This window comes from Mesorhizobium shangrilense (genome assembly GCF_040537815.1).
GTDB classification, from domain to species: Bacteria; Pseudomonadota; Alphaproteobacteria; order Rhizobiales; family Rhizobiaceae; genus Mesorhizobium; species Mesorhizobium shangrilense.
This window is the reverse complement of sequence record NZ_JBEWSZ010000001.1, coordinates 1933039-1947992: the sequence shown is the minus strand read 5'-3', so window position 1 is coordinate 1947992 and position 14954 is coordinate 1933039. Positions and strand designations below refer to the sequence as shown.

Sequence of the window (14954 nt, the reverse complement as noted above, 5' to 3'; positions counted from 1 at the left end):
CGCTGTCCTGCGTCGAGCCTGCCCGCTTGAATGCTATTCAATCGGTTTGCATGAAAGCATTAAGGCGAAAGCCGGGCAAAAACTGAACAATATCTTGACGTTCCCCAACCTGTTTCGCATACACCGATGCGATGGGTCGGATTCCGCCCGCGGAACCCGGTCTCTGTCTCAACGGCCCAGGGAGGGGTTCTTTTGGGCCATCAATCGAGGAAAATCCGGCAATGACAATTATTTCCGCCGTCATCGCCTGCGGTCTGCTTTCTGTCCTTTACGCCATCTGGGCAACACGTTCGGTCCTCGCGGCCGATCAGGGCAATGCACGCATGCAGGAAATATCCGCGGCCATCCGCGAAGGCGCGCAAGCCTATCTGGCGCGCCAGTACACCACCATCGCCATTGTCGGCGTGGTCGTGCTTCTGCTCGCCTGGTGGCTGCTTTCGATCACCGCCGCGATCGGCTTCCTGATCGGTGCCGTCCTGTCGGGCGCCGCCGGTTTCATCGGCATGCACGTCTCGGTGCGCGCCAACGTGCGCACGGCGCAAGCGGCTTCAAACAGCCTCGCCGCCGGCCTCGACATCGCTTTCAAATCGGGCGCCATCACCGGCATGCTGGTGGCTGGTCTCGCATTGCTCGGCGTCTCGATCTATTACTTGATCCTCACGCATTTCATGGGCCTGCAGCCCAATGACCGTATCGTTATCGATTCGCTGGTTTCGCTTGGCTTCGGCGCCTCGCTGATCTCGATCTTCGCTCGTCTGGGCGGCGGTATCTTCACCAAGGGCGCCGACGTCGGCGGCGATCTGGTCGGCAAGGTCGAAGCCGGTATCCCGGAAGATGATCCGCGCAATCCGGCCACCATCGCCGACAATGTCGGTGACAATGTCGGCGACTGCGCGGGTATGGCCGCCGACCTGTTCGAAACCTACGCGGTGACCGTCGTCGCCACCATGGTTCTCGGCGCTATCTTCTTCGGCGGAACCGCCATTCTCGGTGCCGTGATGCTGTATCCGCTCGCCATCTGCGGCGCCTGCATCATCACCTCGATCGTCGGCACCTTCTTCGTCAAGCTCGGCTCCAATGGCTCGATCATGGGCGCGCTCTACAAGGGTCTGATCGTCACCGGCCTCTTGTCCATCGTCGGTCTCGGTGTCGCCACCTCTGCCACCGTCGGCTGGGGCGAGATCGGCGTCGTTGCGGGCATGGCGATCACCGGCAAGAACCTGTTCATCTGCGGCCTGCTCGGCCTCGTGGTGACTGGTTTGATCGTCGTGATCACCGAATACTATACCGGTACCGGCAAGCGCCCGGTGAACTCCATCGCCCAGGCTTCGGTGACCGGTCACGGCACCAACGTCATCCAGGGCCTCGCGGTCTCGCTGGAATCGACAGCACTTCCGGCGATCGTCATCGTCGGCGGTATCATCTCGACCTATCAGCTCGCCGGCCTTTACGGCACGGCGATCGCGGTGACGACGATGCTCGGTCTTGCCGGCATGATCGTCGCGCTCGACGCCTTCGGCCCGGTCACCGACAATGCCGGCGGCATTGCCGAAATGGCCGGCCTGCCGAAGGAAGTGCGTCATTCAACCGACGCGCTCGACGCGGTCGGCAACACCACCAAGGCGGTGACCAAGGGCTATGCCATCGGTTCGGCCGGCCTCGGCGCGCTGGTGCTGTTTGCCGCCTACTCCAACGACCTGAAGTACTTTGCCGCCAACGGCGACAAGTACCCCTACTTCCACGGCATGGGCGACGTCTCCTTCGACCTCTCCAATCCGTATGTCGTCGCCGGGCTGATCTTCGGCGGCCTGATCCCCTACCTGTTCGGCGGCATCGCCATGACGGCCGTCGGCCGTGCGGCGGGCGCCATCGTCGAGGAGGTGCGCAAGCAGTTCCGCGAAGATCCGGGCATCATGGCAGGCACGTCGAAGCCGAACTATGCCCGCGCGGTCGACCTGCTGACCAAGGCAGCAATCCGGGAAATGATCATCCCGTCGCTGCTGCCCGTGCTGGCGCCGCTCGTCGTCTATTTTGGCGTGTTGCTGATCTCGGGTTCGAAGGCGTCCGCCTTCGCCGCGCTCGGTGCTTCGCTGCTCGGCGTCATCGTCAATGGCCTGTTCGTCGCCATTTCGATGACGTCCGGCGGCGGCGCCTGGGATAATGCGAAGAAGTCGTTCGAGGACGGTTTCGTCGACAAGGACGGCGTCAGGCATCTCAAGGGTTCCGAAGCGCACAAGGCTTCGGTGACCGGCGACACGGTCGGTGATCCCTACAAGGACACCGCCGGTCCTGCGGTCAATCCGGCGATCAAGATCACCAACATCGTGGCGCTCCTGCTGCTGGCCGTGCTCGCACACGGCGCGTGATCCGCTCGTCAAGCGCTCATCGATTAAACCCGCGGGGAGCGATCCCCGCGGGTTTTCCATTTTTCAAGTGACCAGCGGTTTAAACCCGGCATCTAGATGCCACGCGCGCTTGGCAGCTGTTACTCTCCGGTGTCTTCCCGGCTGCTGCGCCTGCGGTAGATGGTCAGTAGATCATCCACCCCCGGTTCCCGCTCAGGCATAGGCGGCAGGCCGCGCACCTCTCGCAGTCTGGCGACAAAGGCGCCACGTCCATATTTGCGCCGAAACTCGACGGATCTCGGATGGATGCCACAGGCAGCCCAAAGTCTGCGTTTCAGATAGCTTGATTTCTTCAGGCGAGAGGGGGCCACCGCTGCGGCAAGAATTTTGACGCGCAGGTCGTCCGGCATTCGCATGCCATTGATAAATTCCTCCTGTTCCATTGCCGTGTCTTCCACATAACTGTCACTGCGCTGGCCGGAGAAGATATTGAGCACACTCAGGTGCGGCATGGTCGCGATCACGGCCCCCTTTCGCCAAGCTCGGAAGAGCCAGTCCTGCGAATTCTCGCAGGAGCACGCGCTGGCAGGGCGCCATGGGCCGAGCCAACCCAGCGATGCCCGCCTGACCATCTGTGCCGATCCATATCCGGCTGTGATGACGGGATCGTAGAAACCGTTTTTGCCCATCCCGTAGATCGAGGTCTTGAGAGGATCGCCTTTCATCCGCGTAGGTTCGATGATGGCCCCGCGAGCAATGATGACGTCGGCGCCGGTCGCATCGATCCAGCCGGTCATCGCTGTCAGATGGTCGGGAAACCAGAGATCGTCATGGTTCAACAAGGCGACAAATTGCCCGCGCGCTCTGGCAAAGCCGATATTGTTAGGCCCGGATTGTTCGCCAAAATTCACAGGCAGATCGATGTAGGCGATGCGGTGATCGTTGAATTCGGCGACGACAGCGGCGGTGTCCGGCCGGCAGTCATCACCAATAACGAGGATCTCCCAATCCTGAAGGGTCTGGGCCACCACGCTCCTGAGTGCCTGCCGCAAGGCCGCCGGCCGGTTGTGCGTGGCGATCACGACCGACACAAGAGGCTCGTGGAGCCTGGTCTGATCGACCTGCCATGGCCGCTTCAAGGCCTACACCAGCTTGTATGGAATGAGGTCCGTGTCTGGCGGCAGGCGCCAGTGATCGGGGTCTTCGAAGGCATAGGCCTTGTCGACGAGATTGAGCAACAGGGCGGTCTCAGGCCCGAGCGCGGCGATGCCGTGCCATACGCCCGGCGGGATGACAACGACCGCCGGGCGTAGCGGGCCGACGATCTTGTGCCAGACCGCGCCAAAACTGAGGGAAGCCTTTCTTCCGTCGTAAAGCGATATGCGAATGCTGCCGGTGCAGCAGAAAAGCCGATCCTGCGTCGCCGCATGCGCGTGCCAGCCGGTCACGGATCCGGGGTATAGGGTGCGCTGGAATACCTGGCCGACCGGCAGCGTATCGAGCCCCCATTCCTTACGGAAGATCTCTGTCAGATAGCCGGTGGAGGTCGCAACCGATCTGATCTCCTTGATCTGGACGCCGTCTATCGCCGGAGCCTCGATCGGCATCCAATCAGCTGTGACGGTCTGCCGGTCTGGCGTTCCAATCGCCATCCATCCTTCTGGCTTTTGACGATCTTCGCTGCTCATTCAGGCTCCCCAGCCATTGCGGAGCGTTGATACGAGTTTGCCCCTTGGCGGGCAAATCAAAGTGTCGGCATTGGACACGTCGGAATGGTCTAAACAAAAACCCGCAGGATCGCTCCCGCGGGTTCTTGGTCGCCTGAGATATTGCTGCTTGCCTGAGATTCGCAGGGGAGCAGAATTGAAGGATCAGGGCGTGGCACCGGGAATGCCGGGCGCAATCTTGCTGGCGCCGCTGATGATCTGGGTGAGGAAGTTCTGGTCCTTGCCGCCGGTCGGTGTGGTGCGCGAGATGAAGTCAAACATCTTGCCGTCCTTCAGGCCGTAGTTGGCGATCTGGGTGACGCGTCCATCACTGCCAAAATAGACAGCCAGTACGTGCTGGTCGACGAGCCTGGGCTTGTCGAAGGCGACGTAGCGTTTGCGCGTTTGCGAAATGTAGTAGAAGGCCTCGTTGTCAAACGTTGCCGTCGTCGATGGGGTGCCGAGCGCCAGAAGCACCTGCTCTCGACTGGAACCGACCGGCACAAGGTCGATCGCCTGCTTGTCGATCACGTACCCTTGGGTGATCGTCTCGCTCGGGCTGAGATCGCCGAACATTTTGGATGAGTGACAGGCGGAAAGCGCCGAGACAACCATCAGCAGCGAGATCGCGCCGACAGGCCCGGACGAAAAGCTCGACTTGAAATTCAGCGCGCGCAACAACAACTCCCTCAAATCGCCGCAACTTGCGCTGGGCCGCAAAACCGGTAAACCAGCTTGCTCGCCGATGCAACAAGGCCACTTCAACAAACGGTCCCGGGAGACCATCCCCAATGTTCCAGCGCCTTTTTGGCCGCGAACGCCAAGCCAACCGCGCCATCACCGAGGCGCTCTACGCACAAATCGTGGCGGCGGCGCGGCAGACTGTGTTTTATTCCGACTGGAATGTGCCGGACACGCCGCTTGGCCGTTTCGAGATGCTGTCGCTGCATATGTTTCTGTTCCAGCACCGGCTGCGCGGCGAGGGCGGTGCCGCGGCCGAGGTGGCGCAAGTGCTGATCGACGAGTTCTTCATGGATGTCGAGCATTCGTTGCGGGAGCTGGGAATCGGCGACGTTGGCGTGCCGAAGCGCATGAAGAAGCTGGCGAAAATGTTCTATGGTCGCACCGAGGCCTATGACGACGCGCTGGAGCGTGACGACCGCGACGCGCTCGCCGCCGCTCTTGCCCGCAATGTCAGGCCGGATGCCGGCGTGTGGCCCGAAGCGTCGCAACTGGCCGCCTATGTCGGCGACGCCAACACCGGACTGGCGGCGCAGCAGTCCGAATCGATTGTTTCGGGGACGGTGACGTTTCCCATAGCCAAGGTTGGCTGAAGGAGGATCGATGAAACATTCAGACCCGCAAGGCCCGGTCTCTTTCATGGCAAACGTCGGCCGCTTGCCGCACAAGGGGCTGCCGGTTGTGATCGAGGCGGATGCCGCCCAACGCGCCGCATTGGCTGCGGAGCACGAACTGCTTTCGGTCGAGAAGTATCGCGCCGAGCTCCTGGTCGCCCCGTGGAAGCGCAACGGCGTGAAGGTCAGTGGCCGTGTCGAAGCTGATATCACCCAGGCCTGTATCGTCACCCTCGACCCGGTCCAAGCGCATATCGACGAAGAGGTCGAAGCACTGTTCCTGCCGGAGGCGTCAAAGCTTGGGCGGCAGGGGTTTGAAGGCGGCGGTGAAATCCTCCTCGACGCCGAGGGGCCGGATAGCCCGGAGACTTTTTCAGGCGACACGATCGATGTCGGTGCGCTGGCCGAACAGTTTTTTGGATTGGCGATCGACCCTTATCCACGCAAGCAAGGCGTATCGATCGAGGCTGTTGACGATACCGGGTCCGAGGAGAACGAATTTCAGCAAAAGCTGCGATCGCTGCTGGGAAAATCCTGAAACCCGACCTGATTGAAGAAAAGTCGGTTGTGCGACAGCCCAAAAACGCTATTTTCGCCAAACCTTGGCGACCGCCCAGCAAACCGTGAGATGAATACCGCGTGATCAGGATTTCTATCGATGCCATGGGCGGCGATCACGGACCAGGCGTGATCATACCGGCGCTCATGACGGTTGCGACTCGCCGTCCCGACATCCGCTTCTTTATCTACGGTCGCGAGGAGTTGGTCCGCCCGGAACTCGCCAAATATCCTAAACTTGCTGAAATCAGCGAGTTCTTCCACTGCGAGATATCAGTTCGGATGGACGACAAGCCGAGCCAGGCGCTGCGCCACGGCCGCTGGAAGTCATCGATGTGGAAGGCGATCGAAGCGGTCAAGTCTGGCACGGCGGATGCCTGTATCTCGGCCGGCAACACCGGCGCGCTGATGGCGATGTCGAAATTCTGCCTGCGCACGATGGCGACGATCGACCGCCCGGCCATCGCGGCGATCTGGCCGACGGTGCGCGGCGAGAGCGTGGTGCTGGATGTTGGCGCGACCATCGGCGCCGACGCGCATCAGCTTATCGATTTCGCCATTCTCGGCACTGGCATGGCGCGCTCGATTTTCGGCATCGAGAGGCCGACAGTTGGCCTGCTCAATGTCGGCGTCGAGGAGATCAAGGGCCAGGAAGAGGTCAAGGAAGCCGGGCGCATGCTGCGCGAGGCCAATATGGCCTCGATGCGCTACCATGGTTTTGTCGAGGGAGACGATATCGGCAAGGGCACTGTCGATGTGGTGGTGACGGAAGGCTTTGCCGGCAACATCGCGTTGAAGACCGCGGAAGGCACGGCAAGGCAGATCGCCGGTTACCTGCGCGCCGCCATGAGCCGCACGCTGATGGCCAAGATCGGCTATGTCTTCGCCAAGGGCGCCTTCGACCGGCTGCGCGAGAAAATGGATGTCGGCCGTTCCAACGGCGGCGTCTTTCTCGGGCTGAACGGCATCGTGGTGAAAAGCCACGGCGGAGCGGATTCGGATGGCTTCGCGGCAGCGATCGAGCTTGGGTACGACATGGTGCGCAACAATCTGCTTGATCGCATCGAAGCGGACCTCGATCTGTTCCATGCGCGCAATCCGCATGCCCAGATAAACAGGAAATCCGACGTCGTTAGCGACGCAAAGGAATAGGGAAAAGCTTTGATCAGATCAGTCGTGCGCGGCATAGGCGCCGCGCTGCCCCGCCGCATCATGAAGAATGCCGATTTCGAAGGCATGGTCGAGACCTCCGACGAATGGATCGCCCAGCGCACTGGCATACGCCAGCGCCATATTGCCGGGGATGACGAGACGACGGCTTCACTTGGCGAGGCGGCGGCGCGTGCGGCGCTCGACAATGCCGGCCTGACGCCAGCCGACATCGACCTCATCGTGCTGGCGACCTCGACGCCGAACAACACTTTTCCGGCGACCGCCGTCGAAATCCAGAACCGGCTCGGCATGCATCACGGCTTTGCCTTCGACATGCAGGCAGTGTGCTCGGGCTTTGTCTATGCGGTGACGACCGCCGACCTTTATATCCGTGGCGGGATTGCCAAACGGGTTCTGGTGATCGGCTCCGAGACGTTTTCGCGCATTCTGGACTGGAACGACCGCTCGACCTGCGTGCTGTTTGGCGACGGTGCCGGTGCACTGGTGCTCGAGGCGGGTGAGGGGACTGGCGACATTGCCGACCGTGGCGTGCTGGCGGCCAGCCTGCGCTCGGACGGCGCCCACAAGGACAAGCTGTTCGTCGATGGCGGGCCATCGACGACCGGAACCGTCGGCCATCTGAGGATGGAAGGCCGCGAGGTCTTCAAGCATGCGGTCGGCATGATCACCGACGTCATCGAGGCGACGTTCTCAGCCGCCGGCATTACCGCCGAGGATCTGGACTGGTTCGTGCCGCACCAGGCCAATAAACGGATTATTGACGCTTCAGCCAAGAAGCTCGGGATAGCCGAGCAAAAGGTTGTGGTGACCGTCAATTTGCACGGTAACACCTCGGCTGCCTCGGTGCCGCTGGCGCTTTCAGTGGCCGTCGCCGACGGTCGCATCAAGAAGGGTGATCTGGTGCTGCTAGAGGCAATGGGCGGCGGCTTCACGTGGGGCGCGGTCCTGGTTCGCTGGTAAGTGCTGAACGGTCCGGTTTCGGTCCTTGACCTTGCCGGATCAATTACTTAGGCTCTGCCGTTGTTGTGCTGATTTTTACGTTTTGAGCTGATGGGACGGTCGCATGGGGGGAAAGACACTTACGCGCGCCGACCTTGCCGAGGCCGTGTATCGAAAGGTCGGTCTGTCGCGCACTGAATCGGCCGAACTTGTCGAAGCGGTTCTGGACGAAATCTGCGAAGCCATCGTCCGCGGCGAAACAGTCAAGCTCTCATCCTTCGCGACGTTCCACGTCCGCTCCAAGAACGAGCGTATCGGACGCAATCCGAAGACGGGCGAGGAGGTGCCGATCCTGCCGCGCCGGGTCATGACCTTCAAGTCGTCGAACGTGCTGAAGAGCAGAATTCTGCGTTCGCACCAGAGCAGCAAGGCCAAGGCTGGTAAATAGTCGTCTAATAGACGGTTGAAAACCGGTTCTATCATGATGCCGGGCTTGAATTGTGTTTCACAAACCGCTGAAATAATGCCCGATTCGGCAACATGGCCGGATCGTCGTCCAGCGTGAGGATTCGCCCATGGACAAGAGCCCCGACGCCTTCCGCACCATCAGTGAGGTCGCCGAAGATCTCGATTTGCCGCAGCATGTGCTGCGCTTCTGGGAAACACGCTTCAACCAGATCAAGCCAATGAAGCGCGGCGGCGGCCGCCGCTACTACCGGCCGCAGGACGTCGAACTGATCAAGGGCATTCGCCACATGCTCTACGACCAGGGGTACACGATCAAGGGCGTGCAGAAGCTGCTGCGGGAGAACGGCAATCAGTTTCTGGTCGCAATCGGCAATGGCGACATGGCGGCTGTCGAGGCGATCTCGCAGCGCCGGCAAGCCGATGCGGTGCCATTGACGCCGGCCGCTCAGCCGCGTGGAGCCGACGATGAAATGCTGGTCGGCCAACCCAAGGTGAAACCCAGCCGACGGTTTTTCGGCCTGGGCAAGACCGACGAGGACGGTCCGGTCATGCCGGGCGCATCAAAACTTTCGCGTGATAACCGTGCGCTGCTGCAGGAAGCGCTGTTCGACCTTCTGGAATGCAAGCGCCTGCTCGATCAGGTGCGCTGAGGTCAACGCTTCCGATTTCAGGCGCAATCATGGTGCCGCGCGTCCGCGCGCCGCGTTAGACGTTCTTGCGTCTTCCAAGAACCGGAACCGGTCTCACGGTCACGCGTTACGTTTCCCTCAGCATATGAAGGAAACACATAATGGCATCGCTTTCGACCATCTCCGACATCGACCTGGAAAAACAGGTCGCGGCTCTTTCCAGGGAATTGGCGGCGCTTAGGAAGGCGGTGGCCAAGCGTGGTGGTGCCTATTACGAGGATGGGCGGGACGCCGCCTCGGATTACTATTCCAGCCTTGCCGAGCGCATCGGCGATACGTTACCCGCGATCAGGCGCCAAGGCAGGGTTATCGAAAAGACAGCGCGTGACCATCCGGCGAAAGCAGCGGCGGTCGGGCTCGTCGTCGTCGGGCTGATAGCAAGTTTGCTCTTCAGCCGCCGATAGAGGACGGATAGACGCGGCTCAAGCCCCGCTGCTGCCGGTCGGTAGCGGCTTGTCTGCGCGATGATGGTCCGACAAGCATTTCGCGCGCAGCGCCTCGGCGTAGAGTCGTGCCGTGCCGCGGTGATTTCGCCGCATGTAATCGGACCGCTCGATGTGCCAGCGCCGCTCGATCTCACGCGTAATTTCCGGATTGCCCCATGTGCTGTAACCCGAGCCCGTGTAGACGGCGATCTCGCCGGCGAAAAGGCCTTCGTCGGTGACCAGGAAGTCAATGCGGATGTAGTCGAGATCTCCTGCAAGACGTGGCGCCATGGCGATCGCTTTGCGGACATAGTCGATGAGTCGCGCGTGCACCGGCATGGCTTGATCCTCACGCGGGTAATCCGGATCGCGCCCGGGCAAAGGGTTCGCATTGCGGTCGAACAGATGCGAACGGCTGGCCAGCTTGTCCTCGGCCCAGACATGGCAGACGACACCGCTGCAGATATAGACCTTGATGTCAGTGGCGATCGTCCCGCTGCTCAGACAGAGGTTCTTCTCGACCAGGACTGTCGGCTTGATCGGCCAATAGGCCCACTCGCCATCACGGCGCCCGAATGGCTTTTTGAGCCAGCGCTTGGTCTGGCGTACAATGGCGGCGTGATCGGGCTGCCCACCTGACACGAAGATGTTCATGGAGCAGCCGTGGTTGACCTTGATCACCACGTCGTCATCGAACAGAGCCGGGGGAATATCGGCGGGATCGGGGCCGCACCAGAGCGTCGCGGGCAGCCTCAGATCCGGACAGGTTTCTTGGATATGAGCCTTGGCGGCAAGCTTGTCTGTGAGCGTCACGAACAGCGGGTTGTGGTCGATGATTTTTCGCCACAACATCCGCTCATGATAGGTCTCGGGCGCGGCCGGATTGGGCAGATAACCCAACCGCCTCACGAACCGCAGAATCAGGGCGGGATGGCGAACAGTGATCCATATCCGCGCAACAACAAGGACGACGCGGTTTGTCCACGAAATATCGGCCTTGGCCGTCATCATTAGAGATACCTTGGGCTTTTGGGCTCCGATTGATCCGGTGGGCGGCACCGGTCGGTAGTATCTCTTGCGTTATAGCAATTTGCCCCAGTGCAGAAGGCTCCGTGGCAGGTGCCGATGGCGCCAAGCCCAGCCGGCAATGGCTCGCTATTCCATTGCCTATCAATCGCACTTCACGTGGCAGCAACCACAAGAAGACCGCCTCTAGCCAAAAAGACCAAAGCCAGTCTTCTTGTTGGCGAGAGGTAAGCTTAGGCCTTCTTCATCGTCTTGTGGTGATGGTGGTGGTGGTGATGATGATGGTGCTGATGACGATGGTGGTGACGGTGATGATGCTTGTGCATAGGAGCCGCATCAGCGCTGGTGGCGCCGATAACCGGCACTAGGGCGAGTGCAGCAGCGAGTCCGAGGGCAGAGATGAGGGACTTTTTCATGGGTCGTCTCCTTTTTCGCAGGCCGTTTTTGAATCAGGTCGATAACCTGACCGCCGCGAAACCAAGTATCCCCCTCGAATTTTTCGACAGTGTTTCCCGACCGTAGAATTTTGTTTCTGGATTATGTCTGGGAAATCCGCGGCTGCGCCGCCTCTCAAGCACCATGTCGTGGCACCATCTCGTGGTACCCTTTCGTGCAAGCGTGACACGACCGGCCCCGACCGGGTGGTTGGACCGACTGGCCAAACCTGTTTCCGCAGTCACGCCAGTCCCTGCTATCATTTTTGGCGATCAACGGCACACCCTTGGCAACACCTGCCGGGGAATTTCATGAACCTGTCATGTCACCGTGCCTATCCTTGATCCGTCGCGGGGCTGCGAGACGAGGGACACTTCAATGAAAACGCTATCTCTGGCGCTGGCCACGAGCACGCTGACGGCGGCTTTGCTTGGCGCGCTGTCTGCTTCCAGCGCTGTCGCGGCACCTTACAAACATGTACTGCTCATCAGCGTCGACGGGCTTCATGCGCTCGACCTGGCGAATTATGTCGCCGCCAATCCGGCGAGTTCGATGGCCGCGCTCGCCCATACCGGTATCTTCTATCCGAACGCTCTCACCAGTGCCCCGTCCGACTCGTTCCCTGGTTTCGTGGCGCAGGTGACCGGCGGCACGCCCAAATCGACCGGCGTATTCTATGACGACAGCTATGACCGCACCTATTTCGCGCCGGCTTCGGATTGCAAGGGCGAGCCAGGCTCGGAAGTGGCCTTCGCCGAGAACATCGACGTCGATTCGACGCGTCTTGACGGTGGTGGCAAGCCGGGCGATTTTCACAGCCAGATCGATCCGGCAAAGCTGCCGATGACGCTAATCAACGGCAAATGCTCGGCTGTCTATCCGCATGATTTTGTGCGGGTCAACAATGTCTTCGAGATCGTGAAGGCTCATGGTGGCCGCACGGCCTGGTCCGACAAGCACCCGGCCTATGAATGGCTGAACGGGCCTTCGGGCAAAGGCGTAGATGACCTCTATGCGTTGGAACAGGACAGCTTGATTCCAGGCACGAAGGTCAAGACGACGGGCAGCTTCAAGGCCGAGCGTGACTTTGACGAAGCTCGGGTCAAGGCGGTCATGAACGAAATCAAGGGTCTCGATAGCACCGGCTCGCATCCCGCGGCGGTTCCTGCGCTTTTTGGCATGAACTTCCAGGCGGTGAGCGTGGGGCAGAAGCTTCCCAAGGCCGGTCCTGGCGATGAGGCTGGTCTGGTTGGCGGCTACGTGGATGCCAGCGGCGCGCCGAGCAACGGCCTTGCCGGGCAACTCGCCTATGTCGACGGCGCCCTCGGCGAACTGGTCGCCGCGCTCAAGGACAACAACCTCGCTGACTCGACCCTGATCATACTTGCCTCGAAGCATGGACAATCGCCCATCGACCCGGCGACATTCCAGCCTCTGGATGACGATCCATACACGAAGACACCGGGCTATGCCTTCCACATAGCCGACGACGCGGCGCTGATCTGGCTCAAACCGCAGGACAGGGCCAAGAACCTTGAGGCGGCGCAAGATTATCTCGAGAAATCGAGCAAGGCTGAAGGCATTGCCCAGATCCAGACGCCAAATGCCCTCGCTCTCGCCTATCAGGACCCTGCCACCGACAGCCGGACGCCGGACTTCATCGCGACGGTCAATCCGGGTGTGGTCTACACTTCCGGCTCGAAGATCGCCGAGCACGGCGGCGCCAATGCGAACGATCGCAACGTCGCGCTCCTGATCAGCAGCCCTTCGCTCGCGCCGAGGTCGGTGCCGGCCCTGGTGCAGACGGCGCAGGTTGCGCCGACCATCCTGCGCGCGCTTGGCTATGACGCAAATGAGCTCCAGTCCGTAAAGCTCGAAGGCACCCAGCAACTGCCGGCGATCCCGTTCTAAGCCCAGCTCATTCCATATGCACGATTGGCCGCCGGGCGTGCTCGGCGGCCTTTTTTGCGCGGCAGGTCGCCGGACAGGCGACCGTGTCTCCGCTAGCAGGCTGCATCGGAATGCCTGGCCGTTGGTCTTAGTTCAAGAATTCTGTTGGTTGTCACCACTGGAGTTGCCCGCCGATGGCAATGGGCTATGATGACATTTCGTCTGCAAGCCGATGCTTTCGGGAGGAATGATCGGGCATGAAATACCTTTTGCTGATCATCCCTTGCGTCCTGTGCGTGTGGGTTCCGCTCTACAACAGCATCGAGCCGACCCTGGCGGGCATTCCCTTCTTCTTCTGGTTCCTGCTGGCTCTGATCCCCGTGTCGTCGATCTTCATTTGGGCGGCATCGAAGGTCGGAGGGGACGACGCGTGATAGATCATCTCAACTGGACAGCGACAGCGGTCTTTGTCTTCTTCTTTGCCGTGGTGACCATCATCGGCTTCGTTGCCGCGCGCTGGAAATCCGGCAATCTCGATGAACTGCATGAATGGGGTCTTGGCGGCCGGCGTTTTGGCGCGTGGATCACCTGGTTCCTACTCGGCGGTGACCTCTATACCGCCTACACGGTCATAGCGGTGCCGGCGGTCGTCTATGCGATCGGCGCTTACGGCTTTTTTGCCGTGCCCTACACGATCCTGATCTATCCCTTCATCTTCCTGACCATGCCGCGGCTGTGGAATGTCGCACGCGAGAAAGGCTACATAACCGGAGCCGATTTCATCTTCGGCCGCTACCGCAACAAGGGCCTGGAACTCGCGATCGCCTTCACCGGCATCCTCGCCACCATGCCCTATATCGCGCTGCAGCTCGTCGGCATGGAGAAGGTCATCCAGGCGCTGGGATTCCAGGGCGCGGGGATGATGTCGCATCTGCCGTTGACGATCGCCTTCGTCATCCTGGCGCTCTACACCTACAAGAGCGGCCTGCGCGCGCCTGCCATGATAGCCTTCGTCAAGGACATCATGATCTACATCTTCGTCATCGCGGCGGTGGTGATCATTCCGGCGAAGCTCGGTGGCTACGGCGCGGTCTTCGACGCAGCCGCCAAGGCCTATGCCGGCAAGCCCAACCAGGGCCTGACGCTGTCACCGGCGCAGATCGGACCATTCATCACGCTCGCCATCGGTTCGGCCATGGCCTTGTTCATGTATCCGCATTCGCTGACCGGCGTGCTCTCGGCCTCGGGACCCAAGGCGATCCGGCGCAATGCCATGACGCTTCCGGCCTATTCGCTGCTGCTTGGCCTCATCGCGCTGATGGGGCTGATGGCGCACGCGGCGGGTGTCGAAGTCGCCAACCCGCAGGACGCGATCCCTCAATTGCTGCTGAAAATGTTTCCCGACTGGTTCGCGGGCTTCTGCTTCGCGGCAATCGCGATCGGCGCGCTGGTGCCGGCCGCGGTGATGTCGATCGGCGCGGCCAACACTTTCACGCGCAATGTCTGGCGGCCCTTCGTCAACCCCGCCATGTCGCCCCTCCAGGAATCGCGGCTCGCCAAGCTGATGTCGCTGATCGTGAAGGTTGGCGCCCTGGCCGTGATCTTCTTCATGCCGACGAAATTCGCCCTCGACCTGCAATTGCTCGGCGGCGTCTGGATGATCCAGATATTTCCGGCCGTGATCTTCGGCCTCTACACGCGCTGGTATAGCGGCGAGGCGCTGCTCGCAGGCTGGGTCGTCGGTTTCGGCCTCGGGTCCTATCTGTCCTGGGGCGCGACCGCGTGGGTGCCGACGTCGACGATCCTCGGATATGGCGCCTATAATGGCGTCGTTGCCGTTATCGCCAACATCGTTGTCGCGACTGTGCTTTCATTCGTCTTACGCGCCAAGATGGAAGGCGATGTCAGAAGCGACGATTTCCTTGACGCTCGAAGCGCTGCCTGA

General features: G+C 60.9%; 16 protein-coding genes. 12 read left to right on the top strand and 4 right to left on the bottom strand.

Annotated elements, in window-relative coordinates:
* The first annotated feature begins 221 nt into the window (after positions 1-221).
* Positions 222-2366 (top strand): sodium-translocating pyrophosphatase, encoded by a 2145-nt coding sequence (locus ABVQ20_RS09910; RefSeq protein ID WP_354459319.1) that lies wholly within the window; start codon positions 222-224, stop codon positions 2364-2366.
* A gap of 119 nt (positions 2367-2485) precedes the next feature.
* On the opposite strand, the gene ABVQ20_RS09905 is transcribed toward ABVQ20_RS09910, so the two are convergent.
* The 3 genes from ABVQ20_RS09905 to ABVQ20_RS09895 all read right to left on the bottom strand — a co-directional run bounded on the left by ABVQ20_RS09905 (position 2486) and on the right by ABVQ20_RS09895 (position 4729).
* Positions 2486-3436 (bottom strand): glycosyltransferase family 2 protein, encoded by a 951-nt coding sequence (locus tag ABVQ20_RS09905; RefSeq protein ID WP_354459318.1) that lies wholly within the window; start codon positions 3434-3436, stop codon positions 2486-2488.
* 51 nt (positions 3437-3487) lie between these two features.
* Complete coding sequence (locus ABVQ20_RS09900; protein ID WP_354459317.1) at positions 3488-4033, bottom strand: cupin domain-containing protein; 546 nt, start codon at positions 4031-4033, stop codon at positions 3488-3490.
* Between the two features lie 183 nt (positions 4034-4216).
* The gene (locus tag ABVQ20_RS09895) at positions 4217-4729 is read right to left on the bottom strand and encodes an outer membrane protein assembly factor BamE (RefSeq protein WP_354459316.1); all 513 of its coding nucleotides are present in this window, start codon (positions 4727-4729) and stop codon (positions 4217-4219) included.
* 113 nt (positions 4730-4842) lie between these two features.
* Here ABVQ20_RS09895 and ABVQ20_RS09890 point away from each other — a divergent pair, with 113 nt between their 5' ends.
* The 7 genes from ABVQ20_RS09890 to ABVQ20_RS09860 all read left to right on the top strand — a co-directional run bounded on the left by ABVQ20_RS09890 (position 4843) and on the right by ABVQ20_RS09860 (position 9637).
* The gene (locus tag ABVQ20_RS09890; RefSeq protein WP_354459315.1) at positions 4843-5385 is read left to right on the top strand and encodes a ubiquinol-cytochrome C chaperone family protein; all 543 of its coding nucleotides are present in this window, start codon (positions 4843-4845) and stop codon (positions 5383-5385) included.
* Between the two features lie 10 nt (positions 5386-5395).
* Positions 5396-5944 (top strand): YceD family protein, encoded by a 549-nt coding sequence (locus tag ABVQ20_RS09885; protein WP_354459314.1) that lies wholly within the window; start codon positions 5396-5398, stop codon positions 5942-5944.
* A gap of 101 nt (positions 5945-6045) precedes the next feature.
* Entirely contained in the window at positions 6046-7116 is a 1071-nt protein-coding gene (gene plsX, locus ABVQ20_RS09880; protein ID WP_354459313.1) for a phosphate acyltransferase PlsX, read from the top strand.
* Between the two features lie 9 nt (positions 7117-7125).
* Positions 7126-8097 (top strand): beta-ketoacyl-ACP synthase III, encoded by a 972-nt coding sequence (locus ABVQ20_RS09875; RefSeq protein WP_354459312.1) that lies wholly within the window; start codon positions 7126-7128, stop codon positions 8095-8097.
* A gap of 103 nt (positions 8098-8200) precedes the next feature.
* Positions 8201-8524 carry an integration host factor subunit alpha gene (locus ABVQ20_RS09870; RefSeq protein ID WP_354459311.1) on the top strand — a complete coding sequence of 108 codons (324 nt, stop codon included), beginning with the start codon at positions 8201-8203 and terminating at the stop codon, positions 8522-8524.
* A gap of 127 nt (positions 8525-8651) precedes the next feature.
* Positions 8652-9194 (top strand): MerR family transcriptional regulator, encoded by a 543-nt coding sequence (locus ABVQ20_RS09865; protein ID WP_227347995.1) that lies wholly within the window; start codon positions 8652-8654, stop codon positions 9192-9194.
* Positions 9195-9334: 140 nt separating this feature from the next.
* On the top strand, positions 9335-9637 hold the full coding sequence (locus tag ABVQ20_RS09860; RefSeq protein WP_354459309.1) for a hypothetical protein: 303 nt from the start codon (positions 9335-9337) through the stop codon (positions 9635-9637).
* Between the two features lie 18 nt (positions 9638-9655).
* On the opposite strand, the gene ABVQ20_RS09855 is transcribed toward ABVQ20_RS09860, so the two are convergent.
* Positions 9656-10669, bottom strand: a complete 1014-nt coding sequence (locus ABVQ20_RS09855) for an ATP-grasp fold amidoligase family protein (RefSeq protein WP_354459308.1) — start codon at positions 10667-10669, stop codon at positions 9656-9658.
* 101 nt (positions 10670-10770) lie between these two features.
* Here ABVQ20_RS09855 and ABVQ20_RS09850 point away from each other — a divergent pair, with 101 nt between their 5' ends.
* From ABVQ20_RS09850 to mctP, 4 genes are all read left to right on the top strand, one after another.
* Complete coding sequence (locus ABVQ20_RS09850; protein WP_354459307.1) at positions 10771-11052, top strand: hypothetical protein; 282 nt, start codon at positions 10771-10773, stop codon at positions 11050-11052.
* Positions 11053-11497: 445 nt separating this feature from the next.
* Positions 11498-13030: an alkaline phosphatase family protein gene (locus tag ABVQ20_RS09845; protein WP_354459306.1), complete on the top strand. Its 1533-nt coding sequence runs from the start codon at positions 11498-11500 to the stop codon at positions 13028-13030.
* Positions 13031-13266: 236 nt separating this feature from the next.
* A complete protein-coding gene (locus tag ABVQ20_RS09840) occupies positions 13267-13443 on the top strand; it encodes a DUF3311 domain-containing protein (RefSeq protein WP_354459305.1) in 177 nt (58 codons plus the stop codon).
* Positions 13440-14954 carry a monocarboxylate uptake permease MctP gene (gene mctP, locus ABVQ20_RS09835; protein WP_354459304.1) on the top strand — a complete coding sequence of 505 codons (1515 nt, stop codon included), beginning with the start codon at positions 13440-13442 and terminating at the stop codon, positions 14952-14954. The genes ABVQ20_RS09840 and mctP overlap by 4 nt, the downstream gene beginning before the upstream one ends.

Excerpts from the sequence above, each read along its gene's own strand:
- ABVQ20_RS09910 (WP_354459319.1), top strand. The coding sequence starts at position 222 with ATGACAATTATTTCCGCCGTCATCGCCTGCGGTCTGCTTTCTGTCCTT.
- ABVQ20_RS09900 (WP_354459317.1), bottom strand. The coding sequence starts at position 4,033 with ATGAGCAGCGAAGATCGTCAAAAGCCAGAAGGATGGATGGCGATTGGA.
- ABVQ20_RS09890 (WP_354459315.1), top strand. The coding sequence starts at position 4,843 with ATGTTCCAGCGCCTTTTTGGCCGCGAACGCCAAGCCAACCGCGCCATC.
- ABVQ20_RS09885 (WP_354459314.1), top strand. The coding sequence starts at position 5,396 with ATGAAACATTCAGACCCGCAAGGCCCGGTCTCTTTCATGGCAAACGTC.
- ABVQ20_RS09870 (WP_354459311.1), top strand. The coding sequence starts at position 8,201 with ATGGGGGGAAAGACACTTACGCGCGCCGACCTTGCCGAGGCCGTGTAT.
- ABVQ20_RS09865 (WP_227347995.1), top strand. The coding sequence starts at position 8,652 with ATGGACAAGAGCCCCGACGCCTTCCGCACCATCAGTGAGGTCGCCGAA.
- ABVQ20_RS09860 (WP_354459309.1), top strand. The coding sequence starts at position 9,335 with ATGGCATCGCTTTCGACCATCTCCGACATCGACCTGGAAAAACAGGTC.
- ABVQ20_RS09855 (WP_354459308.1), bottom strand. The coding sequence starts at position 10,669 with ATGATGACGGCCAAGGCCGATATTTCGTGGACAAACCGCGTCGTCCTT.
- ABVQ20_RS09845 (WP_354459306.1), top strand. The coding sequence starts at position 11,498 with ATGAAAACGCTATCTCTGGCGCTGGCCACGAGCACGCTGACGGCGGCT.
- ABVQ20_RS09840 (WP_354459305.1), top strand. The coding sequence starts at position 13,267 with ATGAAATACCTTTTGCTGATCATCCCTTGCGTCCTGTGCGTGTGGGTT.